Origin of the sequence: Blastococcus haudaquaticus, from assembly GCF_900230285.1 — a bacterium.
Lineage (GTDB): Bacteria > Actinomycetota > Actinomycetes > Mycobacteriales > Geodermatophilaceae > Blastococcus_B > Blastococcus_B haudaquaticus.
Genome location: NZ_OCNK01000001.1, coordinates 735,217 through 760,014, shown reverse-complemented (window position 1 = coordinate 760,014; position 24,798 = coordinate 735,217). Strand labels below are relative to the sequence as shown.

The following is a 24,798-nucleotide window of genomic DNA, read 5'->3' as shown; positions in this document are numbered from 1 at the left end:
CGGCCACCGAGCTGGGAGCTGCCTGGCAAGCCGGCTCCCGGCGACGGGATCACCGGTCCAGGAACTCCTCGATGACCGGCGCGAGCTCGGCCGCCTCGGTGATCAGCGCGATGTGGCCGCCCCGGTAGACGTGCAGCTGCGCGTCGGGCAGCAGCCGGGCCATGATGCGGGCGTTCACCACCGGCACGATCGGGTCGTCGTCGCCGGCGACGATCAGCGTCGGCTGCCGGATCAGCCGCAGGAACGGGAGGCTGCTCCAGCCGGTGCTGGCCGCCAGCTGGTAGTAGTAGCCGCGCCGGGGACCCAGCCGGGTCGCCGAGTGCAGGACCCGCGCCGCGCGCTCCGGGTCCTCGCGCATCGTGCCGCCGTAGATCTCGCCCGCGATGCTGCGCGCGTAGTCCGGGTCGCGGTGCCGCCGCGGGGTGAGCATCTTGCTGAGCACCCGCGGGTTCGCCGGGACCATCAGCGAGCCGGTGCCGGTCGCAGCGAGGACCAGCCGGCGGACCCGGCGACGGTGCTGGACGGCGAAGTGCTGCGCCAGCCCGCCGCCCCAGGACAGCCCCAGCACGTCGACGGGCTCCTCGAACCCGAGCCGGTCCAGCATCCCGGTCAGCACCGGGCCGAACGTGGCCAGCGTGTACGGGACGACGGGCCGGGGCGAGCCGCCCACGCCCGGGACGTCGAACCGGATGACCGTGCGCCGCGGGGCGAGCGCGTCCACGAACGGCTCGAGCACCTCCAGGCTGGCGCCGATCCCGTTCATCAGCAGCAGCGCGGGCGCGGATGGATCCGTGCCGTGCCGGACCGACACGCGCAGTGTCCGCCCCGCCGCCGTCACGGTCCGGACGCCGTCCCCGCGACCCGGGGACGGCGGTGCCGGCCTACTTGTCGAAGACATAGGTGCCGGGCGCATCGACCGGCTGATCGAGCTCCCCGGCGACGTTCGGCGGAGGCACCTGGTCCCCGCTCCGCTCGCCGAGCCAGGCCGTGAAGTCCGGCCACCACGAGCCCTGGACGGTCTCGGCCTGCTTCAGCCACGCGTCGGGATCCGACGGGGTGTCGCCGGCGACCTGGAAGGTGGACTTCGGGTTCCCCGGCGGGTTCACCAGCGAGGCGATGTGGCCGCTGGTCGACAGGATGAAGCGGTGGTCCCCGCCCAGCAGCTGCGTCGACCGGTAGCAGGCCTGCCACGGGCACAGGTGGTCGGCGATCCCGGCGGTGATGTAGGAGTCGACCGTGACCTTCGACAGGTCCACCGGCGACCCGAGCATCGTCGCCTTCCCCGGCTCGGTGAGCTGGTTGCCCAGCGCCACCTCGATGAAGTCGCGGTGCAGCCCGGCCGTCATCCGGGTCGTGTCGGCGTTCCAGAACAGGATGTCGAAGTTCGGCGGCGGCTTGCCCTGCAGGTAGTTGTTGACCCAGTAGTTCCACACCAGGTCGTTGGGCCGCAGCCAGGCGAAGACCTCCGCGAGCTGGGCGCCGTCCAGGTAGCCCTTCTTGCGGGACTTCTCGGTGGCCGCGTTCACCGACTCCTCGTCCATGAGCGCGGTGACGGTGCCGGCGCGGGACCAGTCCAGGACGGTGACGGCGTAGCTGGCCGCCGTCACCCGGTCCTGCTGCCCGATGGCCGCCAGGTGGGCCAGCAGCATCGCGGTGATGATGCCGCCGGAGCACAGGGCCTGGAACGCGACCTTCGAGCTGCCGGTGGCCCGCTCGACGGCGTCCATCGCGTCGAGGATCGCCTGCCCGTAGGTGTCCAGGCCCCACTCGGCGTGCCGCTCGTCGGGGTTGCGCCAGGACATCATGAAGACCTGCTGGCCGCTCGCGACGTAGTGCTCCACCATGCTGCGGCCGGGCGCGAGGTCGGTGACGTAGAACTTGTTGATCGTCGGCGGCACCATGATCAGCGGCACCTCGCGCACGGTCTCCGTGGTCGGCGTGTACCGGATCAGCTCGAACACCGGCGTCCGGAAGACCACGGCGCCCGGGGTGCTGGCCAGGTCCTCGCCGACGGTGAACGCGTCCGGGTCCACCATCGTCGGCACGCGCGGCGGGTTCGACAGGTCGCGGACGAACCGCCCCAGACCCTTCAGTGCGCTCTTCCCGCCGGTGTCGATGGCGGCCTTGAGCGACAGCGGGTTGACCACCGGGATGTTGCTCGGCGCCAGGGCGTCGACGAGGTTCGTGGCGGTGAACCGGATCCGCTCGTCGTCCTGCCAGTCGAGGTCGGCGTCCTCGATCAGCTCCCACGTCGTGCGCGCGGTGGCCAGGTGGGTCTGCATGGCCCGGCGGAGGAACGGATTGCCGCTCCAGGCCGGGTCGGCGAACCGCTTGTCCTTCTTGCCGGGCGCGAGCTCGGAGTTGCCGGCCGCGATCCGGGCCAGCTCGCGCGCCAGCTCACCGGTCCGCCCGGCGACCGTGCCCGGTTGGCGCGCCAGCGCCGAGACGAACCGGAACGCCGTCCCGGCGGGAGGCACCAGCCGGCGCAGCGGACCGCGAGCGGCGTCGACCAGGACCATGTCGAGGCCCATGACGGCCTCGGCCGCCTCCTCCGGTGCCTCGGCGGGTCGACCGGCGGCGTCGTCCTTCGCCGGCTTCTTCTCCTGCTGCGCGTTCGGGTCGGTCGCGGGCTGGGCCATCGACGGTTCTCCTTCGAGCGCTGTGGTGCCGGCACGCTCGGGGACGACGTCGCGCCGTCCTCCAGCGCGGAGATGTGACTCCGTTCACTGAACCACAGTGCCCGGTTCGCGGCAGGCCGGTGTCAGGAGGTCGGCGCCGCCGGATCGCGCTGGTGCCGGAGAGCCATGAGCAGGGCCGGCCAGCCCAGCGCCAGGCCCGCTCCCAGGAGCGCCCCGGCGAGGGTGTCCGACAGCCAGTGCGCGCGCAGGTACACCCGCGACAGCGCCATCACGGCGGTGAAGACGACGGCCCGCACCTCCCACCGCCAGCGGCTCGGGCCGGGGTGGGCCAGCACCAGCACCAGCCCCACGGCGGTGACCGCCGTGGCGATCGCGTGCCCCGACGGGAAGGAGGCCGCGGTCGTCTCGATGAGCGCGCCCGGGGGGCGGGCGCGATCGGTCCAGTTCTTCACCGGCCCGATGAACAGCTCGCTGCTGATGACGGTGAGGGTGAAGGCCGCCGCCCGCAACCAGTGGCGCCGCCAGGCCAGCAGGAGCAGCGCCGCGGCCCGGAGCGGCCAGTTCACCTCCGCGCTGCCCAGCCAGGACAGCACGGTCGCGGACGCGGTCGTCGGCTCGTTCTCGACCGCGCCGGCGAGCTCCCACACAGCGTCGTCCACCGCCTGCACGACCGGCCGGGTCGCCGGCAGGACCACGAGCAGCCCCACGACGAACGCGCCGGCGATCAGGGACCCGCTCACCAGCAGTCCCCGCCGGGAGTCGACCAGCATCAGCAGCGCCGCCCCGCCGTCCTCACGCCGACTCCGGCACCAGCGCGGTGCGCGGCGCCGCGTTGGGCTCCCGCCGCCAGGACCGGTTCCGCCGCCAGAACACGTAGGTGCCCAGGCCGATCGGGATGGGCAGCACGAACGTCAGCGCCCGGAAGATGAGCACCGCCGCCGCCACGAGCGGCCGCGCGCCACCGGCGGTCGCCAGGCCGGTGATCAGGGCGAGCTCGATCACCCCCAGCCCACCGGGCGTGAACGGGACCGCCGTCAGCAGCCGGGCGAAGGCGAAGACCGCCAGCGCCTCCGGGAGGCTCACCGCGTCGGCGCCCACCCCGACGAAGCGCAGCGCCAGGAGCAGCACCAGGAACAGGGACAGGTGGCTGACCAGCGTGGTGAGGGTGATCCAGTGCCACCGGGCGCGCAGCAGCAGCACCGTGCGCGCCCGGAACTTCGTCGTGGCGGCGTCCCAGCCGGTCACCGGGCCGCGGCCGAACATCCGCCGCAGCGCCGTGGCCGCCCGGGCCGCACGGATGCCGATCCGGGCCGCCGCGGCCTCGCTGCGCAGGAGCATCCCCAGCGCGAGGACGGCGGCCGCCAGGACGAGCACGCCGAGCAGGCCGGCGACGAGCCGCCCGGTGGTCGGCGGCGCGGAGAACGCCAGCAGGACCAGGGCCAGCACGGGCAGCCCGAGCTTGGCGAAGTTGTTCCAGAGCCCCGAGACGAGCAGCGAGACGGAGGTCCGCGACCGGGAGAAGCCCCACGAGGAGTTCATCGCGTAGGTGAGCCCGAGCGAGATCGCGGCGCCGCCCACCACGGTGTTGGAGACCGCCGTGGAGGTCTCCGTGGCGACGGTGGCCTGCCCGAAGGTGAGCCCGGGCGTCGTCGTCATCATGAGGAACTGGTAGGTGGCCAGGTTCCACAGTGCCGCCGCGAGCAGGACGGCGACCTCCACCCAGCTCATCGTCCGGACCGACGTCCAGACGTCGGAGAGGCTGGTGAACTGCGGCAGGAACCAGACGAAGACCGCCGCCACCAGGGCGACCGAGAGCGCCGGGCCCAGCAGGCGCGGCCAGCCCGTGCGGCGTCGCGACCCCGCAGGCGCCGGGGTCTGCACCGCTGTCACGGCCCACCGTCCCCGGTCTCCGGCGGGTCCAGCTCCAGGCGGCCGTCGCTCTCCTCGCGGACGAGCGTCCGCAGCTCGTGGCGGGGCACGGCCCCCAGACCCTGGGTGGCGACGGCGAGCGGCTCCCCGCGGTTCTCACCGAAGAGGTTGAAGACGACGGTGATGCAGCCGCCGTCGAAGAGGTAGAACCGCCGTCCCACGTAGTGGGGGGTCACCTGGGTCACCCGCTCGAGCCGGCGCATGTCCGGCCGGTCGCTGGGGATCTCCGTCGCGCGCTCGGTGTCGCAGGACCGGGTGAGCCGGACCTCGATGGCGTGCAGCCCGTCGCGGTCGGAGTCCAGCCAGAACCGGGCGGAGCCGCGGTCGACGTCCATGTCGGAGAAGTGCCAGCCCAGCGGCATGCCCTCCAGGCACGGCACCCACGAGGCGGTGGGCACCGACTGCGCCATGAGGACGACGCCGTTCGACGGCGTGCCGTCGTCCCCCTCCTGGCAGGCCACCAGCTCGCTGCTGATGGTGCCCACGTCCACGCACCCCGGCAGCAGGAGGACGCCGAGCGAGGCGAGCAGCAGCGCGACCGGGCGGCGGCGGGGGCGCCTCACAGCGGGGACCCGAGGATGGTGACGGTGATCGCGGCGACGACCGCGGCGGACGCCAGCGTGACCAGCGTCAGGCCGGCCCGCCGCCAGGTCCACCGCTGGATGCGGACCGGGGGCAGGCGGTAGGGGAGCAGGCGCAGGAAGTCGGTGTGCAGGTCCCGGCCCTGCTGACGCAGCATGCGGCGCAGCTGCGAGGGCATCGTCAGGCCGCGGGTGGCGGCGAACGCCTCGGCGATCTCGTCCTCGGAGAACTGCAGCCGGGCCCGCCGGTAGACCTGCTCGGCGTCGGTCCGCAGGGCGAGGACGAGCATCATGTTCGCCAGGTCGACCGCCTGGCGCCACGGGCTGGGACGGACCTCGGCGAACGCGGAGTCGATCAGGAACAGCGTGCCGTCGCGGACCAGCAGGTTGGCGGGCTTGATGTCGCGGTGCGCCATCCCGATGTCCCACATCCGGCGGACGACCGACAGCCCCTGGTCGATGACCGAGTCGTCGACGTCGGCCTCGCCGGCCTCCTTGGCCCCCGCGATGAACTCCGTGACCAGCAGGTACTCCCGCTCCGGGGTGATCTCCACGATGCCGAGGGGGTGCGGCACCGGCAGCCCCGCGTCGGAGAACAGCCGCAGGATGTAGTCCTCGTACTGGACGAGGCGGCGCACGCTGTGGAACGGCTTCTCGTCCTCCAGCCGCCCGTAGAGCAGGGTCCGGCCGAGCTTGTACCAGCGGTCGGAGCGCACGTGCGTGGCCGCGTAGAGCTTGCCGAAGATGCAGCTCTCCTCGTCGGTGACGGAGGCGGCGGCCTTCACGGTGATCTTCAGGGGCGTGGACCCGCCCGAGCCGGCCAGGCCGAACGGGGCCACGCCCGTCGCCAGGACGCCGAGCTGGTCGTGCAGTGCCCGGACGATCGCGTCGCCGCGATCGCCGGAGACGTCGAGATGGGCGGGGCGGGCCCGGGTGTAGCGCACCGGGTAGATCGCGTTCGGCGTCAGCAGCCGGAACGCCGCCAGAGGCGCGGCCACCCCGAGGACCACCCCGGCGAGGATGCCGGTGGGGTGGTCCTGGGCCAGGTAGAGCCGCGAGACCGCGGTGACGGCGAGCAGGACGCCGACCGCCCACTTGCCCCGCGTGCGCCACCGGCCGGGAGGCACGAGCGCGTACACGGTGCTGAGGAGGAAGGCGGCCAGCACGGTCATCGGCAGCGACGGCATCGAGAAGCCCGACCATTCGCCGATCACCGCCACCTCGTACGGCCGGGGACGCTGGAGGGTCAGGGCCAGCAGTGCGCCCACGTTGGCCACCAGCAGCCCGACGCCCAGCCACACGAACAGGTGCCGCCACCGACGGAACACCACCAGCAGCACCAGGTTGCTCAGCCAGAGGACGTGGATGGCCTCGTCCGTGGCGAGCACCCCCGCGGCCTCCATCACCGGTGTCAGCCCCGGGGAGCGCAGCTCGCTGATCGCCTGGAGCACCCGGGTGTCCACGACGTCGAAGACGGTCACCGTCCCGGTCACCACGACGACGACCCAGACGACCAGGACGACGCCGCTCAGCGTCAGCCAGAACTTGCCGGAGGCGGCGAGGGCGCGGGGGAGGGGCGGCGGTTCCCCGGAGGGCCGGCGCCGGCTCCGGACGCGGGCGATCGCCGGCGGGGCGGGTCGCGGGACCGGGACGGCGCGTCCCGGTCCCGGCGGGGCCTGCGGCAGCGACGCCATGCCCCGGAATGCTGCACCCCGAACCGGATCCGGACCATCCCCTTTCGCCTCCCCCCGGCGCTACGGTGGCCGTCGCCCGCACCCGGGGAGGGGACAACGTCGTGCGACGCCGGTCTGCTGGTCTCGTAGGCGCGCTCCTGGCCGCGCTGCTCGCCGCCTGCGGAGCGCCCCCTGCGGCACCGGCGCCGTCCACGGGGACGATCCGCTTCGCGTCCTACGACTTCCCGGAGAACCAGATCCTCGTGGAGGTCTACGCCGAGGCCGTGCGCCGGGCCGGGCTCCCGGCATCGGTGCAGCACGGGATCGGCACCCGCGAGGTGGTGGCCCCCGCCCTGCAGCAGGGCGTCGTCGACGTCGTCGTGGACTACCTGGGCACGGCCACGATGTTCGCCCGCCCGGCGTTCCCCGACCTGCCGGCGACGCCGGAGGGGATGCACCGCGTGCTCTCCCGGACGCTGGGTGGACGGGGGGTCCTCGTGCTGGACCCCGCGCGGGCCGAGGACCAGAACGGGTTCGCCGTCACCACCGCCTTCGCCGCGGAGAACGACGTGGGGCAGCTGTCGGACCTGGTCCCGCTGGCGCCCTTCCTCGTCTTCGGCGGGCCGCCCGAGTGCCCCGACCGGCCGCTGTGCCTGGACGGGCTCGAGGACGTCTACGGCCTCCGCTTCGGCGAGTTCCTGGCCATGCCGAGCCGCGGGGCCACGGTGGAGGCGCTGCTCTCCGGTGACATCCAGGTGGGCCTGCTCGAGACGACCGACGCGCGCCTGGCGGTGGCGCCGGTGATGCTCCTGCTGGACGACCGGGGGCTGCAGCCGCGCGAGAACGTCGTCCCGCTGGTGCGCAAGGACGTGGCCGACCGGTGGGACGGGCTCGCCGAGGCGCTGAACGGGACCAGCGCCCTGCTCACCACCGGCGACCTGGTGCAGCTCAACCGGGCGGTCGAGCTGGAGGGCCTCACCCCGGAGCAGGCCGCGCAGCGGTGGTGGGGGACCGGGTGAGCCGAGGCGGCCCCTACGACGGCGCCCCCTACGATTCGGCCCCGTGCCCACGCTGGAACGCCACGACGACGTCTTCGTGCTCGACCTCGGCGACACCGAGAACCGCTTCTCGCCCGACTGGCTGGCGTCGGTCGAGGCCGCGCTGGAGGAGGTGGAGCGGGCCGAGGGGCCCCGCGCGCTGGTCACCGCCGCGTCCGGCAAGTTCTTCTCCAACGGCCTGGACCTGGAGTGGTTGTCCGCGCACGCCGATCAGCACGAGGCCTACGTCGTCCGGGTCCACGACCTGCTGGCCCGCGTGCTCGCCCTGCCGGTGATGACGGTCGCGGCGCTGCAGGGGCACACGTTCGCTGCCGGCGCCATGCTGTCGCTGTCCCACGACTTCCGGGTGATGCGGGCCGACCGCGGGTTCTGGTGCCTGCCCGAGGCCGACATCGGCATCCCCTTCACCCGCGGGATGTCTGCTCTGATCCAGGCACGGCTGACCCCGCAGACGGCGCACGAGGCCATGACGACCGCCCGCCGCTACGGCGGCGACGAGGCCCTCGCCGCCGCCGTCGTCGACCGGGCCGTCGGGGAGGACGCGGTGCGGACGACGGCAGTGGAGCTCGCCGCCTCCCTCGCCGGCAAGGCCGGGGACACGCTGGGCACCATCAAGGCGCGCATGTACGCCCCCGCGCTGGCCGCCCTCCGCGACCGCACCGATCCCCGCAATTGACTGATGCCGCTGGCCCCGTTCAGGGGCCCGCCCTGAGCTCGCGAAGGGTGGGGAGGACGGGCTCCTTCGTCAGGTGATCGCGCCGACGCCGGTGATGGCCCGGCCGACGATCAGCGTGTTCACCTCGCGGGTGCCCTCGTAGGAGTAGATGGCCTCGGCGTCGGCGACGTACCGGCCCACGTTGTGCTCCAGCAGGATGCCGTTGCCGCCCATCAGCTCGCGGGCCCAGCCGACGGTCTCGCGCATGCGCACGGTGCTGAACGCCTTGGCCAGCGAGGCCTGCTCGTCGGTCATCCGGCCGGCGTCCTGCAGCTGGGAGAGCCGCATGCACAGCGCCGCCGAGGAGGTGATGTTGCCGAGCATCCGGACCAGCAGGTCCTGCACCAGCTGGAAGCTCGCGATCGGCTTGCCGAACTGGGTCCGGTCGTTGGCGTAGCGCAGCGCGTGTTCGTAGGCGCCTCGGGAGCAGCCGACGGCCGACCAGGCCACGCCGGCGCGCGTCGTCCTCAGCACCTTGGCGGTGTCCTTGAAGCTGTTGGCCTCCTGCAGCCGGTTCTCCTCCGGCACCCGGACGTCCTCGAGCGTGATGAGGGCGTTCTGCACGGCGCGCAGGGCGATCTTGTCCTCGAGGTCGACGGCGGACATGCCCTCGGTGCCCTGCTCGACGACGAACCCGAGCACGCGCTGGGTCTCGACGTCCTGGGCCCAGATGATGACCAGGTCGGCGAAGCTGCCGTTGCCGATCCACTTCTTCTGGCCGTTGAGCACCCAGCCGTCACCGTCCCGCCGGGCGGTCGTGCGCAGCCCTCGTGCGACGTCGGAACCGGACTCGGGCTCGGTCAGGCCGAAGGCGCCGATCAGCTCCATCCGAGCCATGGCCGGCAGCCAGCGCTCCTTCTGCTCCTCGGAGGCGCAGAGGTGCATCGAGCCCATGGCCAGGCCACCATGCACGCCCATGAAGGTGGAGACGGACGGGTCTCCCCGCGAGAGCTCCATGGCGATCATGCCGTCGAGCAGGGCCGACTTCCCGGGGGAGCCGTAGCCGGAGAACTGCGTGCCGGCGATGCCGAGCTCCGCCAGCCCCGGGATGATCTGCCGCGGGAACTCCGCGCGGGTCCAGTACTCGTTGATGATCGGTTGCACCTCGGTGTCCATGAAGGCGCGGACACGGTGCAGCAGCGCCCGGTCCTCGTCGTCGAGGAGGGCCTCGAGGTCGTAGAAGTCGGACGTCACGGTCCTCGCTTCGTCGCTCACCAGCGGCCCCTACCCGGCGGTCAGGGGCGCAACCGAGAGGTATGCGGCGGCGGCCGGGCGGGCATCAGTCGGGTCCGTGCCAGTTCCGCTCCGGAGGTTGCTCCAGTGTCTCGATCCATCGCCCAGCAGACCGTCGACGAACTGGGTGGGCCGGGCAGCGTCCTGGTGCGCCAGCGCGAGGACCACATCGAGCTCGACCAGCTGCTGCAGGAGCTCGACGGCAGCACCGGCCGCGCCCAGGAGGAGGTGCTCCAGCGCATCGACCGGCTCGTGTTCAGTCACGCGTTCGCCGAGGAGACCGTGCTCTGGCCGGTGCTGCGCCGCGTCCTCCCCGACGGCGACGCGCTCACCCTCCGGGTCGAGAAGGAGCACCAGGAGGTCAACGAGCTCGTCAGCGCGCTGGAGGCCGACGGGCCGGACGATCCCCGCCGTGCCACCCGGCTGGCCCGCCTCGTCGAGGTGCTCCGCGAGGACGTCCGCGACGAGGAGGACGTGCTGTTCCCGCGCCTCCAGGAGGCCGTCAGCGCCGACGAGCTGCGCCGCCTCGGCCGACGGTGGCAGCTGATGCGCCGGCTGTCGCCGACCCGTGCGCACCCCACGGTGTCCCGTCGTCCGCCGGGCAACGCCCTGTCGGGACTCCCGCTCTCGCTCCTTGACCGGACGCGCGACGCCGTCGACGCGGGCGTCCGCCGCGCGCCCGAGCAGCTGGTCCCGGTGGGCACGGCGGTCAGCAAGGGCCTCGCCTCCCTCGCCGGCGCCGTCGAGCGCCTGCCGCTGTCCCGGAAGGGCGACAAGCCCCCGACCAGCCGCTGAGAACAGGGAACGGGCCGGCTCCCCGAGGGAGCCGGCCCGTTCTCCGTTCGGCCCCGTCCCGGGTACCGCCCTGAGCGTGCGAAGGGTGGGGAGGACGGAGTCCTCTCTCAGGTGGTCTGCTTGTCCTTGGGGTCGTCGCGGGCGTCGAGCTGGATCTCCTTCTCGGCCCGCGGCACGCCCTCCTTCAGCTCCTTGTTGCGCTCGATCTCGGCGTCCAGCTCGATGCCGAACAGCAGCGCGACGTTGATCAGCCAGAACCAGATCAGGAAGATCACCACGCCGGCCAGGGCGCCGTAGGTCTTGTTGTAGCTGCCGAAGTTGCCCACGTAGAACGCGAAGGCCGCCGACGCCACGATCGCGACGAGGATCGCCACCCCGGCACCGGCACTGACCCACTTGAAGCCGCGCAGCTTCACGTTCGGGGTCGAGTAGTAGAGGACGGCGATCATCAGGGCCAGCACGATCAGCACGACCGGCCACTTGGCGATGCTCCAGATGGTCTGGCCGGTTTCGCCGACGCCGATGGCCTCGCCGATCGCGTCGACGACCGGCCCGCTGAGCACCAGGAGCGCGACGATGATGGCGGCGAAGAGGACGCCGATCAGGGTGACGAGCAGCTGCAGCGGCTTGAGCTTCCAGACCTTTCGGCCTTCGGGCGTCTCGTAGACGACGTTGGCGGCGCGGGTGAAGGCGCCCACGTAGCCGGACGCCGACCAGATGGCGGCGGCGAGACCGATGACCAGACCGAAGCCGGCGGTCGAGGTGTTGCCGGCGATCTGCTCGATCACCGGGTTGAGGGTGTCGGCGGCGCTGGCGGGGACCACGGCGGTCAGCGCGTCGCTGAGCTCCTGCGGTGTGGTGAGCAGCCCGATGATCGAGGTCAGGGCGATCAACGCGGGGAACAGCGCGAGCACGCCGTAGTAGGTCAGCGCTGCGGCCCAGTCGGTGAGGTTGTCCTCGCTGAACTCCTTCAGCGTCCGCTTGAGCGTGGGGAAGGCGCCGGGCTTCGGGTCGGCCCCCGTGGGCGCGAAGTCAGCGCGCGTCCCGCTGATCTCGTCGGTCTCGGGCGCGGGGTCGCCGCCGGGGGCGGCGGCGCGGTTCCCTTGGAACTGCGTCTCCGCGGTGCGGTTCGAGCCGGTGGCTCGGGCCATGTGGTCCTCCGGGGTCTGGCGGCGGGAAGTCGCCAGCCCGGTTCCCCGGACGAACCCGTTCCATGCCGGACGCGCCGGTAACGGTTCGGTCGCCATGCCCTCGGGCGGACCGGCGTCACCGGATCCCGGACACCGGCGACCACTCGCCGGCGCGGGCCGTCGCCTCCTCGACGCCGGCGAGCGGGTCCGGCCGCCGCCGGCCACCGCGGCGGTCGGCCACCATGCCGACGACGGCGACGGCCATCACCGCCAGCGACGCGAGCGCCCCGATGAGCCCGACGTCGGTGTACGCGCTGGCCCGCGGGAAACCGGTCGCGGGATCGAAGGACGCGGCGATGAGGGTGACCGCCAGCGTGCTGCCCAGGGCCTGGCCGACCGACCGGGCGATGGAGTTCACCGCGTTGGCCACGCCGGTCTCGTCCTCCCGCACGGCCTGCACGACCAGCGCGGGCAGCGCCGCGTAGGCGACGGTCACCGACAGCTGGGTGAGCAGGCCGGCCACGATCACCAGCCACGGCTCCCCGCGGAGGAACGCCAGCAGCAGGAATCCGGTCACCCCTGAGGCGGCGCCGGCGAGCAGGGTCGGCAGCGCCCCGAGCGTCGTGACCACCTTCCCGGCCACCGGTGCGAGCAGGATCCCGGCGATCCCCCCGGGCAGCAGGTAGACCACCGACGCCTCGAGCACCGAGGCGCCGAAGCCGTACCCGGTCACCTCCGGCGGCGCCTGCACGTACTGCAGGACGGCGAGGAAGGAGGCGAACAGCGCGATGCCGGTCATGAGGCCTGCGACGTTCGGGACGACGGTCCGCCGGTCGGCCAGCATCGCGGGCCGCACCAGGGGGTGCTCCGTCCGCCGCTGCAGCACCACCCAGCCGGCCAGCACGAGCACCGCGGCCACGAGGCAACCGACGACCGCGGGCGACGCCCACCCCCACGCGTCGCCCTGGGAGAGCGGGAGCAGCAGCAGGACCAGTCCGACGCCGAGGACGAGGGCGCCCCACCAGTCCACCCGGCCGGACGCCGACGACGGGCGGTGCGGCAGCACGGCCGCGGCCAGGGCGAGGGCGAGCAGGGTGATGCCGAGGCCGATCCAGAACGGCCGCCGGTAGTCCTGGCCGTCGCCGGCGAGGAGGCCGGTGGCCACCAGTCCGGCGACGCCGCCCACCGCGAGCGTGCTGCTGACGATCGACATGGCCACGCTCAGCCGGGCCTCGGGCAGCTCCCGGCGCAGCACGCTGATCGAGAGGGGGAACAGCCCGTAGGACGCTCCCTGCAGGATGCGGCCGACCAGGAGCAGCGGCAGGGACGTGGTGACGATCGCCAGCAGGGTGCCGAGCGCGACCGCCACGAGGATCGCGAGGATCACCGGCCGTTCCCCGCGCAGGTCGCCGAGGCGTCCCAGCACGGGCGTGAGCACCGCGGCGGCCAGCAGGTTGGCGGTGAGCACCCATCCGGCGGCGCCGGGGGAGACGTCGAGCTGTTCCTCGATGATGCCGAGGACGGGGACGACGAGGCTCTGCAGGAGCGACAGCGAGGTCACCCCGAGCGCGAGCGCGAGCACCAGCGGTCCGGGCCGGACGGCCGTGGATTCGCGGGGCCGGGGCACGACGTCGATCACACCACGGGTCCGCGCCGCCGCTCGGGCCGAGTTCCATGACCGGGAGCCGTGAAGCTGATCACACTCCGTCAGGTGAAGTACCCAACTCGACGATTGAGACCTCGGTTCGCTGGGGACACAGTCCCTCGACGACGTGCTCCGCCCCTTCCCGGCGGAGCATCCGACTGCTGGGGGAGAAACACCATGATGTTGTGGCCGGCCGTGACCCTGATCGGGTTCCTGGTTCTGACGGCCCTGGTCATCGCGATGGGCACGCGCTCCACCGCGCGGTACGAGGCCGAGCGCGCCGAGGTGGCCTCGGGCCCCCGGCACGCCGCCGAGCCGGTCGGAGCGACCGCCACCGCATAGCACCGTCCACGACACAGCGCCCCGCCTCCGTCAGGAGAGCGGGGCGCTGTCACGTCGCGGGGGCTACAGCCAGCGGTCAGGGGTGTCCAGGACCGTCCGGTCCAGGGACTCCAGGAGGTCGAAGCGGTGGTGCACCCGCGGCAGCTCCCAGCGCCAGAAGAACCGGGCCGCCTGCCGCTTGCCCTGGTGGAAGTCCGAGTCGGCCGTGCCGGTGGCGAGAGCCTGCTCCAGCCACAGCCATGCGACCACCAGGTGGCCGGCCGCCTCCAGGTAGACGTGCGAGTTGGCCAGCGTCACCGCCGGGTCGCCGGCGCCCCAGAGCGTCGCCGTGACCGCCCCCATGCGGGCGACGGCGGCGTCGATGTCCGCTGCGAACCCGGCCCATTCGGTGCCGGCGGCCCGGGCCGTGGCCGCGGTGATGGTCTCGCCGAGGAGCGCGAGTCCGGAGCCGCCCTGCATGACGACCTTCCGGCCCAGCAGGTCCAGCGACTGGATGCCCTGGGTGCCCTCGTGGATCGGGTTGAGCCGGTTGTCCCGGTAGAACTGCTCGACCGGGTAGTCGCGGGTGTAGCCGTAGCCGCCGTGCACCTGGATGGCGAGGTCGTCGGCGACCGGGCCCCACTGCGACGGCCAGGCCTTCGCGATCGGGGTGAGCATGTCCAGCAGGAGGTGCGCGCGGGCGCGGTCGGCCTCGTTCTCGGCGGTCTGCTCCTCGTCCACCAGCCGGGCGCAGTAGAGGCCGAGGGCCATGCCGCCCTCGACGTAGGACTTCGCGGTCAGCAGCATCCGGCGGACGTCGGCGTGCTCGACGATCGGCACGGGCTTCGACGCGGGGTCCTTCGCGGCCGCGGGCCGGCCCTGGGTGCGGGTCCGCGCGTATTCGAGCGCGTGCAGGTATCCGGTGTAGCCGAGCACCGTCGCGCCCACGCCGACGCCGATCCGCGCCTCGTTCATCATGTGGAACATGTAGGTGAGGCCACGGTGCTGCTCGCCGACGAGGTAGCCGACGGCGCCGGCCTGCCCGCCGGGGGTGTGCACGCCCTCGCCGAAGTTCAGCAGGGTGTTCGTCGTCCCGCGGTAGCCCATCTTGTGGTTGAGCCCGGCGAGGACGACGTCGTTGCGCTCGCCGAGCGAGCCGTCGTCGTTCACCAGGAACTTCGGCACGATGAACAGCGAGATGCCCTTCACGCCGGGCGGCCCACCGGGGATCTTGGCCAGCACCAGGTGGACGATGTTCTCGGTCAGCTCGTGGTCGCCGCCGGAGATCCACATCTTGTTGCCGGTCAGCCGGTAGGTGCCGTCGTCCTGGGGGACGGCGCGGGTGGTGATGTCGGCCAGCGACGAGCCGGCCTGCGGCTCCGACAGCGCCATCGTGCCGAACCAGCGGCCCTCGAGCTCGGGCCGGACGTAGGTGTCGATCTGCTCCTGGCTGCCGTGCGCGAGCAGCAGCCGGGCGTTGCCCATGGTGAGGAACGGGTAGGCCGACGTCCCGACGTTGGCCGCCTTGAACCAGGCGAACACCGCCTGCCCGACGGTGTGCGGCAGCTGCATGCCGCCGTACTCCTCGTCGAAGGAGCCGGCCATGAGCCCGGCGTCGGTGAAGACGGTCAGGGCCTTCTTCACCTCGGGGATCATCTCGACCTTGCCGTCGACCATCCGCGGCTCGTTCAGGTCCGCCGTGCGGTTGTGCGGGGCGAAGTGGTCGGTGGCGATCTGCTCCGCCAGGTCGAGGACGGCGTCGAACGTCTCGCGGGAGTGCTCGGTGAACCGAGGCCGCTTGGTCAGCGACTCGACGTCCAGCCACTCGTGGAGCAGGAAGTCCAGGTCGCGGCGGGACAGGATCAGCGAGGGCATGGGGTCTCCAGACGACGGGATGCACCTCACAGTACGACCGGGCGGCCGACCGGTGAGAACGCCCTGAGGGCTGCCCCTCCGGTCGGAGGAGCAGCCCTCAGGCGTGCTGATCGCTCAGCGGCGCGGATCCTCCGCGGTGCCCGACGGCGGGGGGACCGACGTCGGCGCGGAAGCGCCCACGGACTGGGTCGCCTGGTCGGCCTCGACGCCGGGCGTCACCGCGGTCCCGGGACCCGTGCCGTCCTGCTCGGCCTCGTCCTGCAGGGCCTGGATGCCCGACTTCTCGCTCAGCGCCAGCTGGGGGAGGAACAGGAACACGAAGAACCCGATGGCCACGACGCACGCGGCGATGAGGAACACCATGTCGATCGAGTCCGAGAAGCCCACCTTGAACGGCCGGGCGAGGTAGCCGGGCAGCTCCTGGATGAACGAGGTGTCCGACAGGTCGCCGGTCTGCAGCTGGCCGCTCTGCAGGGCCTCCGCCACCCGGGGGTCCTGACCCGCCGCCGTCCGCACCGCGTTGCCGATGTCGGTGGGCAGCCGGGTGAACAGGATGGACAGGAACACCGCGACGCCGATGGTGCCGCCCATCTGGCGGAAGAACGTGACCGAGGAGGTGGCCACGCCCATCTCCCGCGGGGAGACGGCGTTCTGGACCGCGAGGATGACCGGCTGGAAGTTGAAGCCCAGACCGACGCCCAGCAGCACCATGAACGGCACCAGGGTCCACACCGAGGTGTCCGCCTCGACGATGAACGACATCGAGAGCAGCGCCGTCACCATGAACGCGATGCCGACCAGCGGGAAGACCTTGTACTTGCCGGTCCTCGAGATCGCGATGCCCGAGCCCATCGCCCCGGCCATGATGCCGGCGACCAGCGGGATCATCTGCAGGCCCGCGACGGTGGCGCTGGAACCCTGCACGATCTGCAGGTACTGCGGGAGCAGCAGGATGCCGCCGAACATGCCGGCACCCATCACGACGCTGCCGATGCCGCCGATGGCGAAGCTGCGGTTCCTGAACAGACGCAGGGGGAGCAGCGCTTCGTCCCCGTAGGCCCGCTCGGCCAGGATGAACAGCACGAAGCCCACGGCGCCGATGGCGTAGCAGACGAGCGCGCCGCCGGAGCCCCAGCCCCAGGTCCGGCCCTGCTCGGCGACGATGAGCAGCGGCACCAGGAAGGCGACCAGCGCCAGCGCGCCGGGCCAGTCGATGCGGTGGTCACGGCGCTGGTGCGGGAGGTGCAGCACCCGGTAGACGACCGCGAAGGCCAGGGCGCCCAGCGGCACGTTGATGAGGAAGATCCAGCGCCAGCCGTCGAAGCCCAGCAGCGAGTCCTGGCCGGCGAGGAAGCCACCGATGACCGGGCCCAGGACGCTCGACGTGCCGAAGACGGCCATGAAGTAGCCCTGGTACTTCGACCGCTCCCGTGGCGGCACGATGTCGCCGATGATCGCCAGCGCCAGCGACATCAGGCCACCGGCGCCGATGCCCTGCAGCGCCCGGAACGCCGCCAGCTGGTACATGGTCGTCGCGAAGGCGCAGGCCAGCGAGCCAAGGATGAAGACGCCGATGGCGAAGAGGTAGAACGGCCGGCGGCCGTAGATGTCGCTCAGCTTCCCGTAGAGCGGCGTGGCGATCGTCGAGGTGATCAGGAAGGCCGTCGTCGCCCAGGCCTGCAGGTCGTAGCCCTGCAGGTCGTCGGCGATCGTGCGGATCGCCGTGGAGACGACGGTCTGGTCCAGGGCCGCGAGGAACATGGCCGTGACCAGGCCGAGCAGGATCGTGACGATCTGCCGGTGCGTGAAGCCGCCGCCGGCGTCCGGCGCCGCGGCCGCCGCGCGGGCGCCCCTGCGGTCGGCCGCGGTGGTGCGGGTGGACTGGCTCATCGGATCTCTCTCGGTTCGGTGGGGAGGGAACCGGCGTCGGTGCCGGGAAGCGTGGTGGCGATGTCGTCCAGCAGACGGCCGAACAGGGTGGTGAGCGCGGCGAGGTCGGCGTCGTCCCAGGCTGCGGTCACCTGGTCCAGGTGGCTCTCGCGCTCGCGCCGCAGGGTCTCCAGCGCGGCGTGACCGGCGTCGGTGACGTGGAGGCGACTCGCCCGCCCGTCGGACTCGTCGGCGACCCGGTGCACGAGGCCCTGCTCCACGAGCGCGGCGACGTGCCGGCTGACCGTCGACGGGTCGGCGTGGACCAGTTCGGCGAGCGCGCCCTGCCGCAGGGGGCCGAGCCGGGCGAGCGGGAAGAGCAGCACGAGGGCAGCCCGGTCGCGGTTGTCGTTCTTGGCCAGCTGGGTCTTCAGGGCGTGCACGAGCCGCATGAACCGGGGAAGCTGCTCGGAGAGCCGGCGGAGCTCGGCGGGCCGGTCGTCCTCGCTCACGACACGACACCTCCGGGACCTCACAGAGCGGGCAGCGGGGAATTCCGTTGCACGATGCACACAACAAGTTGCAAGCTACACCGATCACGGTGGGCATGACGCCGACCCGCTCCGTCCGGGTGAGTGGGATCCTGGGAACCCCGTCGATCCCCCGAGAGGAACGCGAGCCCGACCGTGAGTGCCCCGACCGACGATCTGCGCGCGCGGCTCGCGGACCTCACCCTCCTCGACGAGCACCGGCTGCGTCGCCGGCTCGACGGGCTCCGGCGGACCCGCGACCCCCAGGCCCGCGAACGCCAGCGCGAGCGGATCGCCGCCGACGTCGCCGCCGCCGAGGCGCGCATGGCCCGGCGCCGTGCCGCCGTCCCGGTCGTCTCCTATCCCGAGGAGCTCCCGGTGAGCGGGCGTCGGGACGACATCGCCGCGGCTCTGCGGGATGCCCAGGTCGTCGTGGTCGCCGGCGAGACCGGCTCCGGGAAGACGACGCAGCTGCCGAAGATCGCGCTGGAGCTCGGCCGCGGCGTGCGGGGCCGCATCGGGCACACCCAGCCCCGTCGGATCGCCGCCCGGAGCGTCGCCGAGCGCATCGCCGAGGAGCTGGAGACCCCGCTGGGCGAGGCCGTCGGCTTCAAGATGCGCTTCAACGACCAGGTGTCGGACTCGACGCTGGTCAAGCTGATGACCGACGGCGTGCTGCTGGCGGAGATCCAGAGCGACCGGCTGCTGCGCCAGTACGACACGATCATCCTCGACGAGGCCCACGAGCGGAGCCTCAACATCGACTTCCTGCTGGGCTACCTCGCGCAGATCCTGCCGCGGCGCCCGGACCTCAAGCTGGTCATCACCTCGGCGACCATCGACGTCGAGCGGGTGGCCGCGCACTTCTCCGGGGCCCCGGTCGTCGAGGTCAGCGGGCGGACCTATCCCGTCGAGGTCCGGTACCGCCCCGTCGTCGACCCGGACGATCCGCAGGCCGACGAGGATCGGGATCAGGTCACCGCCATCCTCGACGCCGTCGACGAGCTGGTTGCCGAGGGGCCCGGCGACATCCTGGTGTTCCTCGCCGGCGAGCGGGAGATCCGCGACACCCAGGACGCGTTGTCCGAACGCGGGCTGCCGGGCACCGAGATCGTGCCGCTCTACTCACGGCTGTCGGCCGCCGACCAGCACAAGGTCTTCGCCGCGCACAGCGGTCGCCGCATCGTGCTGGCCACCAACGTCGCCGAGACGTCCCTGACCGTGCCGGGCATCCGGTACGTCATCGATCCCGGGACGGCCCGCATCTCCCGGTACAGCCATCGCACGAAGGTGCAGCGGCTGCCGATCGAGCCGGTCAGCCAGGCGTCTGCCCGCCAGCGCTCCGGGCGGTGCGGGCGGCTTGGCCCCGGCATCGCGATCCGGCTCTACACCGAGGACGACTTCGACGCCCGGCCGGAGTTCACCGACCCGGAGATCCTGCGCACCAACCTGGCGTCGGTGCTGCTGCAGATGGCCGCGCTCGACCTGGGTGCCATGGAGGACTTCCCGTTCGTCGACCCGCCCGACCGCCGGGCCATCGCCGACGGACTGGCGCTGCTCGAGGAGCTGCACGCCCTCGACGCGGACGGGAAGCTGACGGCGACCGGCCGGTCCCTGGCTGCACTCCCGCTGGACCCGCGCATGGCCCGGATGGTCGTGCAGGCGGACGCCCACGGGGTCCTCGACGAGGTCCTCGTCATCGCCGCCGGGCTCACCATCCAGGACCCGCGCGAGCGGCCCACCGAGCACCAGCAGGCGGCCGACGAGCTGCACCGCCGGTTCGCCGACGAGAACTCCGACTTCCTGGCCCTGCTCAACCTCTGGCGCTACCTCACCGAGCAGCAGGAGGCGTTGAGCGGCAACCAGTTCCGCCGCACGGTGAAGCGGGAGTTCCTGCACTACCTGCGCATCCGCGAGTGGCAGGACCTGCACGGCCAGCTGCGGGGCGCAGCCCGGCGCCTCGGCATGGACGTGGGGGAGCCGGCGGCGGAGCCCGACGAGAAGGGGATCCACGCGGCGCTTCTGGCCGGGCTGCTCTCGCACGTCGGCATGCAGGCGGACACCCCTCAGGGCCACAGTGGCCACAATGGCCCTCCCAAGCGGGGGAGCCGCGAGTACCTGGGCACCCGCAACACCCGCTTCGTCATCGCTCCCGGCACCCCGCTGGCGAAGAAGCCGCCACGCTGGGTCGTGGCCGCGGAGCTGGTCGAGACGAGCCGGCTGTTCGCCCGCACCGTCGCCCGCATCGACCCCGAGACGGTGGAGAAGCTGGCCGACCACCTGGTCAAGCGCCAGTACTCCGAGCCGCGCTGGGACGCCAAGCGCGGCTCGGTCGTGGCCACGGAGCGGGTCACGCTCTACGGCCTGCCGCTGGTCGTGGGCCGGCGGGTGCAGTACGGCTCGATCGACCCGGTCGTCTCCCGGGAGCTGTTCGTCCGGCACGCGCTCGTCGAGGGCCAGTGGACGACGCACCACCGCTTCTGGGCCGACAACCAGCGGGCGATGGAGCAGGTGGCGGCGCTCGAGGAGCGCGCCCGCCGCCGCGACATCCAGGTGGACGACGAGACCCTCTTCGAGCTCTACGACGCCCGCATCCCCGCCGACGTCGTCTCGACGCGGCACTTCGACCGGTGGTGGAAGACCGCCCGGCGGGAGCAGCCGGACCTGCTGACCTTCACCCCGGAGATGCTCACCAACGCCGCGGCCGCCGGGCAGGTGCGCGTCGAGGACTATCCCGACGAGGTCCGTCTCTCGCACGGCCTGACCCTGCCGCTGTCCTACGCGTTCGCTCCGGGGGCGGACGAGGACGGCGTCACCGTCGACGTCCCGCTCGCCGTCCTGGACGGTGTGGCCCAGGCGACGTCGGGGGAGTCGCTCGCGTTCACCGTGCCGGGCCTCCGCGAGGAGCTGGTCACCGCGCTGCTGCGCACGCTGCCCAAGCAGCTGCGCCGGGGACTGGTGCCGATCCCCGACCGGGTGCGCGAGGTGCTGCCGCACATCGACCCGGGGGAGCCGCTGCTGCCGGCGCTGGAGCGGGAGCTGCGACGGGCCACCGCCGTGACGATCCCGCCCGACGCCTGGGCCCCCGGGCAGGTGCCCGGCCACCTCCGGGCGACCTTCCGGGTGCTCGACGACCAGCAGCGCCCGATGGCCATCGGGAAGAACCTGCAGGAGCTGCGGGCGAAGGTCGCCCCGCAGGCGCGGCAGAGCCTGGCGCGAGCGGCGTCGGAGTTCGAGCGCAGCCGGATGACGAGCTGGGACTGCGGCACCTTGCCGCAGTCGGTGGAGGTCCGCCAGGGCGGCAACACCGTGACGGCCTTCCCCACGCTCGTCGACGAGGGGGCGACCGTCGGCATCCGCGTCGTCCCCACGGAGGACGAGGCGGCCCGGCTGGGCCGGCGCGGGGCACGGCGGCTCCTCGTCCTCGTCGCCGGGTCACCGGTCAAGGCGGTGGTGAAGTCGCTGTCGCCGCGCTCCCGGCTGGCGCTGCAGTTCAATCCCGACGGTGAGATCCCCGACCTGGTGGCCGACTGCGTCGACGCCGCGGCCGACGAGCTGATCGCGGCGGCGGGCGGTCCGCCCCGGGACGAGGCCTCGTTCGCGGCGCTGGTCGCGACGGCGCGGACCGACCTGCACCGGCTCACGGTGGACGCGGTGCAGAAGGTCGAGGAGGTGCTCACCCAGGCGCGCGAGGTGGCGGTGGCGATCGGGGCCGCGCCCGGACGCCGGGTGCCGGAGGCAGCGGTGGCCGACCTGCGCCGGCAGATGGCGGGCCTGCTGCACCGGGGCTTCGTGGCCGCAGCCGGCCGACGACGTCTGCCGGACGTCGTCCGCTACCTGCGGGGGATGGTCCACCGGCTGGAGAAGCTGCCGGCCGCCGCCGCGCGCGACGAGCTGTGGATGCGGCAGGTCGCGGCCGTCACCGCCGAGTACGAGCAGCTGCGGGCCCGGATGCCGGGGACCGGTGCTCCGGACGACCCGGTCGCCCGGGTGCGCTGGATGATCGAGGAGCTCCGGGTGAGCCTGTTCGCCCAGGGGGTCGGGACGCCGCGGCCGGTCTCCGAGCAGCGCGTCTACAAGGCGATCGACCAGCTCATCGCCTAGGGCGTCAGGCCTCCTCGGCGGTCGGTTCCGTCCCGTTCTCCTTGAGGAGGGCGGAGATCCGTTGCCGGGTGACGCCGAACAGTGCCGCGATCCGGTTGATGCTGATCTGCTCGGCCTGCAGCGCTGCGGCCTGTTCCCGCCGCCAGACGTGCCCCGCGGCGGACAGTGCCGCCAGGACCGTCGAGATGCGCTCCACGATCAGCGGTCGGGCCTCTCCGGTGACGAGGTCGAGCCACGGCCGGCCGGCGCGCCGCTCGAGCAACAGCTTCTCGGCGCGCGCGCGGGCCAGGACCAGCTCGTCGACGCACCGGTCGAGCTCCGTCACCAGGTCCGCCAGTGCCCGCTCGGCCACGTCGTCCGGAGGTACGTCTCGCGTCTCGGCGCTCATACCACTCCCATCAGGCTCTTGATTCAGTTGGACACTACATGATTGAACGGCTGTTGCATGTAACCCCCATGACACGCAACACGCCTGACATGCAACGGCCCTTGCACTCACTACCCCTCACGTGCTTAGTTGTGCGCAACGGAATCGCTTGCAGGACGGCTGTGGCTTCCGCGCCAGTAGGGGGAACGCCATGTCCAGCCGCACCGCCCGGATCGACCTACCGCCCATCCCGCCGAGCGTGACGGTGGCGAGGCACCTCGTGCTCGAGCTGCTCCGCTCATGGGACGCCCCCCAGGACCGGGAGGACGCCGCGCTGCTGGTGACGGAGCTGGTGTCGAACGTGGTCGACCACGTCCAGGGCGAGGCGAACCTGACCCTGGAGCTCGAGTTCTCCGACGCGTGGCTGCGCATCGCCGTCGTCGACGGCTCCTCGATCCGGCCCGTGGTGCAGGAGCTGTCCCACGACCGGCCGCGCGGCCGGGGGATGCGCATGGTCCAGGCGATCGCCGAGCGCTGGGGTGCCGACGAGCACCTCGGCGGCAAGCGGGTCTGGTTCGAGCTCAGTCCGCCGGACCGCGGACCAGCTGTGTGATCGGCCTGCTGGTTTGCCGCTGCTGGTGATCGGGGACGGGCCGGAGGACGACATGCCCGCGACAGAGAGGAACCGCGTGATGAGCGAGCCCACCGGAGAGGTCCACGCCGCCGGGGAGGGCATCTCCGACGAGGAGATGGTCGAGACCGTCGCCGGACAGACCGACAGCGCGTCGGAGAACGCCGACACGGCCGGCAAGGACTGGAACGGCGACCCGGGCGACGCGCCGGCTCCGACCGACGAGGCCTGAGCGGCCGGGGACGCCGTTCCGGCCGGAGCTGCGGCACACCGGCCGGGCGGCGTCGGCACTGACAGACTGCGCGGGTGAGCACGGACACGGACACGTCGATCGCCGTGAACCCGCTGGCGGGAGCCTTGAGGCCCGCCCTCCGTCCCGCCCGGACGGTCGTCCGATGGGGCGTGCGCCACGGGCTTCCGGCGGTGCTCCTCGACCGCGGCGCCCGGGGTGGTGACCCCGTCGGCCGACTGCTGCGGAACCCGGCCGTCCGCGACGATCCCCATCCCCTCTACGAGGAGCTCCGGGCCCGCGGATCGCTGTCGCCGAGCAGCATCGGGCTGGTCACGGCGTCGCACGCCGTCGCCTCGGAGATCCTCCGGTCCGACCGCTTCGGCGTCGGCTGGGACCGGTCGCAGGCGCCGCGGCTGATCCGCTGGGCCCTCCGCTTCGGCGACGAGCTCGACGCGACCGGCGTGGCCGAGCCGCCGTCCATGCTCGTCGTCGACCCGCCCGATCACACCCGCTTCCGCCGGCTCGTGGGCCGGGCGTTCACCCCGCGCGCCACGGCGGCCTTCGAGCCCGTGGTCCAGCGGACCGCCGACACCCTGCTCGACGCCCTCGAGCGCGACCCCGGGACCCGCAGCGGGGAGATCGACCTCATCGACGCCTACGCCGCTCAGCTGCCGGTGCTGGTCATCGCCGACCTGCTGGGCGTGCCCACGGAGCGCCGGGCGGACTTCCTGCGCTGGGGTGCCGCGGCCGCTGCCACCCTCGACCCCGGCTTGCCCTTCCGGCGCTACGTGGCGGCCGAGCGGGCGCTACGGGCCATGCATGCCTTCCTGCGGGAGCACTTCGCCCGGCTGCGGAGGGATCCCGGGGACGACCTGGTCAGCCGGCTGGTCGGCCTGCCGGACGACGAGGCCCTCACCGAGCGGGAGCTGCACGCCACGGTGATGCTCCTGCTCGGGGCCGGCTTCGAGACGACGATGAACCTGCTGGGCAACGGCGTCGCGCTGCTGGACGCCCACCGCGAGCAGTGGGAGGCCCTGCGCGTCGCGCCGACCGGCTGGGACGGCGCCGTCGAGGAGATCCTGCGGTTCGACAGCCCCGTGCAGCTCACCGGCCGGACGGTCAAGGATGGCGGGACCCTCGCCGGTCGGCCGGTGCGGGCGGGCACCCGGGTGACGGTGCTGCTCGGCGCGGCCAACCGGGACCCGGAGGTGTTCCGGGAGCCGGGGCGCTTCGATGTGGGACGCGCCAACGCGCGCGACCACCTCGCCTTCTCCGCAGGCATCCACTACTGCGTCGGTGCGGGCCTGGCGCGGCTGGAGGGCGTCGTCGGCCTGCGCACCCTCAGCGAGCGGTTCCCGCACCTGCGCGTGACCGGCCGGCCGGTCCGCCGCGACCTGCGGACGCTGCGCGGGTTCGAGCACCTCCCGGTGACGCTCCGCTGATCCCCTTGCGTTCTCCGGGCCCGCTTCCG

21 protein-coding genes are annotated in these 24,798 nt (G+C 72.8%); 8 read left to right on the top strand and 13 right to left on the bottom strand.

Annotation, left to right across the window (positions count from 1 at the left end):
• Positions 1-49 precede the first annotated feature (49 nt).
• The 6 genes from phaZ to CRP30_RS03720 form a co-directional block, all read right to left on the bottom strand.
• Positions 50-898, bottom strand: coding sequence for a poly(3-hydroxyalkanoate) depolymerase (phaZ, locus tag CRP30_RS03745; RefSeq protein ID WP_097182572.1), 849 nt, complete (start codon positions 896-898; stop codon positions 50-52).
• Complete coding sequence (locus CRP30_RS03740; protein ID WP_097182571.1) at positions 882-2,639, bottom strand: PHA/PHB synthase family protein; 1,758 nt, start codon at positions 2,637-2,639, stop codon at positions 882-884. The genes phaZ and CRP30_RS03740 overlap by 17 nt, the downstream gene beginning before the upstream one ends.
• Before the next feature lie 122 nt (positions 2,640-2,761).
• Positions 2,762-3,379 carry a phosphatase PAP2 family protein gene (locus CRP30_RS03735; protein ID WP_235003145.1) on the bottom strand — a complete coding sequence of 206 codons (618 nt, stop codon included), beginning with the start codon at positions 3,377-3,379 and terminating at the stop codon, positions 2,762-2,764.
• A 52-nt stretch (positions 3,380-3,431) separates the two neighbouring features.
• Entirely contained in the window at positions 3,432-4,529 is a 1,098-nt protein-coding gene (locus CRP30_RS03730; protein ID WP_235003144.1) for a lysylphosphatidylglycerol synthase transmembrane domain-containing protein, read from the bottom strand.
• On the bottom strand, positions 4,526-5,131 hold the full coding sequence (locus CRP30_RS03725) for a hypothetical protein (RefSeq protein WP_235003143.1): 606 nt from the start codon (positions 5,129-5,131) through the stop codon (positions 4,526-4,528). Before CRP30_RS03725 ends, CRP30_RS03730 begins: the two co-directional genes overlap by 4 nt.
• Entirely contained in the window at positions 5,128-6,843 is a 1,716-nt protein-coding gene (locus CRP30_RS03720) for a phosphatase PAP2 family protein (protein WP_097182568.1), read from the bottom strand. Before CRP30_RS03720 ends, CRP30_RS03725 begins: the two co-directional genes overlap by 4 nt.
• Before the next feature lie 101 nt (positions 6,844-6,944).
• On the opposite strand from CRP30_RS03720, the gene CRP30_RS03715 reads away from it, so the two are divergent.
• A complete protein-coding gene (locus tag CRP30_RS03715; protein WP_235003142.1) occupies positions 6,945-7,841 on the top strand; it encodes an ABC transporter substrate-binding protein in 897 nt (298 codons plus the stop codon).
• A 43-nt stretch (positions 7,842-7,884) separates the two neighbouring features.
• Positions 7,885-8,556, top strand: a complete 672-nt coding sequence (locus CRP30_RS03710) for an enoyl-CoA hydratase-related protein (protein WP_097182566.1) — start codon at positions 7,885-7,887, stop codon at positions 8,554-8,556.
• Positions 8,557-8,625: 69 nt separating this feature from the next.
• Here CRP30_RS03710 and CRP30_RS03705 read toward each other — a convergent pair whose 3' ends face one another.
• On the bottom strand, positions 8,626-9,810 hold the full coding sequence (locus tag CRP30_RS03705) for an acyl-CoA dehydrogenase family protein (RefSeq protein ID WP_097182565.1): 1,185 nt from the start codon (positions 9,808-9,810) through the stop codon (positions 8,626-8,628).
• Between the two features lie 105 nt (positions 9,811-9,915).
• On the opposite strand from CRP30_RS03705, the gene CRP30_RS03700 reads away from it, so the two are divergent.
• Complete coding sequence (locus CRP30_RS03700) at positions 9,916-10,623, top strand: hemerythrin domain-containing protein (protein WP_097182564.1); 708 nt, start codon at positions 9,916-9,918, stop codon at positions 10,621-10,623.
• Between the two features lie 107 nt (positions 10,624-10,730).
• Here the strand turns inward: CRP30_RS03700 and CRP30_RS03695 are convergent, their stop codons facing one another.
• The gene (locus tag CRP30_RS03695; RefSeq protein ID WP_097182563.1) at positions 10,731-11,774 is read right to left on the bottom strand and encodes a YihY/virulence factor BrkB family protein; all 1,044 of its coding nucleotides are present in this window, start codon (positions 11,772-11,774) and stop codon (positions 10,731-10,733) included.
• A gap of 115 nt (positions 11,775-11,889) precedes the next feature.
• Complete coding sequence (locus tag CRP30_RS03690; protein ID WP_097183111.1) at positions 11,890-13,380, bottom strand: MFS transporter; 1,491 nt, start codon at positions 13,378-13,380, stop codon at positions 11,890-11,892.
• A 195-nt stretch (positions 13,381-13,575) separates the two neighbouring features.
• On the opposite strand from CRP30_RS03690, the gene CRP30_RS22660 reads away from it, so the two are divergent.
• Positions 13,576-13,740, top strand: a complete 165-nt coding sequence (locus CRP30_RS22660) for a hypothetical protein (protein WP_200814517.1) — start codon at positions 13,576-13,578, stop codon at positions 13,738-13,740.
• Positions 13,741-13,803: 63 nt separating this feature from the next.
• Here the strand turns inward: CRP30_RS22660 and CRP30_RS03685 are convergent, their stop codons facing one another.
• The 3 genes from CRP30_RS03685 to CRP30_RS03675 all read right to left on the bottom strand — a co-directional run bounded on the left by CRP30_RS03685 (position 13,804) and on the right by CRP30_RS03675 (position 17,975).
• Complete coding sequence (locus CRP30_RS03685; protein ID WP_097182562.1) at positions 13,804-15,594, bottom strand: acyl-CoA dehydrogenase; 1,791 nt, start codon at positions 15,592-15,594, stop codon at positions 13,804-13,806.
• A gap of 114 nt (positions 15,595-15,708) precedes the next feature.
• Entirely contained in the window at positions 15,709-17,484 is a 1,776-nt protein-coding gene (locus CRP30_RS03680) for an MDR family MFS transporter (protein WP_097182561.1), read from the bottom strand.
• Entirely contained in the window at positions 17,481-17,975 is a 495-nt protein-coding gene (locus tag CRP30_RS03675; protein WP_235003141.1) for a MarR family winged helix-turn-helix transcriptional regulator, read from the bottom strand. The genes CRP30_RS03680 and CRP30_RS03675 overlap by 4 nt, the downstream gene beginning before the upstream one ends.
• Positions 17,976-18,149: 174 nt before the next feature.
• On the opposite strand from CRP30_RS03675, the gene hrpA reads away from it, so the two are divergent.
• Positions 18,150-22,097: an ATP-dependent RNA helicase HrpA gene (gene hrpA, locus CRP30_RS03670; protein WP_097182560.1), complete on the top strand. Its 3,948-nt coding sequence runs from the start codon at positions 18,150-18,152 to the stop codon at positions 22,095-22,097.
• A gap of 4 nt (positions 22,098-22,101) precedes the next feature.
• On the opposite strand, the gene CRP30_RS03665 is transcribed toward hrpA, so the two are convergent.
• A complete protein-coding gene (locus tag CRP30_RS03665) occupies positions 22,102-22,485 on the bottom strand; it encodes a hypothetical protein (protein WP_097182559.1) in 384 nt (127 codons plus the stop codon).
• A gap of 190 nt (positions 22,486-22,675) precedes the next feature.
• On the opposite strand from CRP30_RS03665, the gene CRP30_RS03660 reads away from it, so the two are divergent.
• From CRP30_RS03660 to CRP30_RS03650, 3 genes are all read left to right on the top strand, one after another.
• Entirely contained in the window at positions 22,676-23,077 is a 402-nt protein-coding gene (locus CRP30_RS03660) for an ATP-binding protein (protein WP_097182558.1), read from the top strand.
• A gap of 79 nt (positions 23,078-23,156) precedes the next feature.
• Positions 23,157-23,327, top strand: a complete 171-nt coding sequence (locus CRP30_RS22655) for a hypothetical protein (protein WP_200814516.1) — start codon at positions 23,157-23,159, stop codon at positions 23,325-23,327.
• Between the two features lie 74 nt (positions 23,328-23,401).
• Positions 23,402-24,769, top strand: coding sequence for a cytochrome P450 (locus tag CRP30_RS03650; RefSeq protein ID WP_235003140.1), 1,368 nt, complete (start codon positions 23,402-23,404; stop codon positions 24,767-24,769).
• Positions 24,770-24,798: the final 29 nt, after the last annotated feature.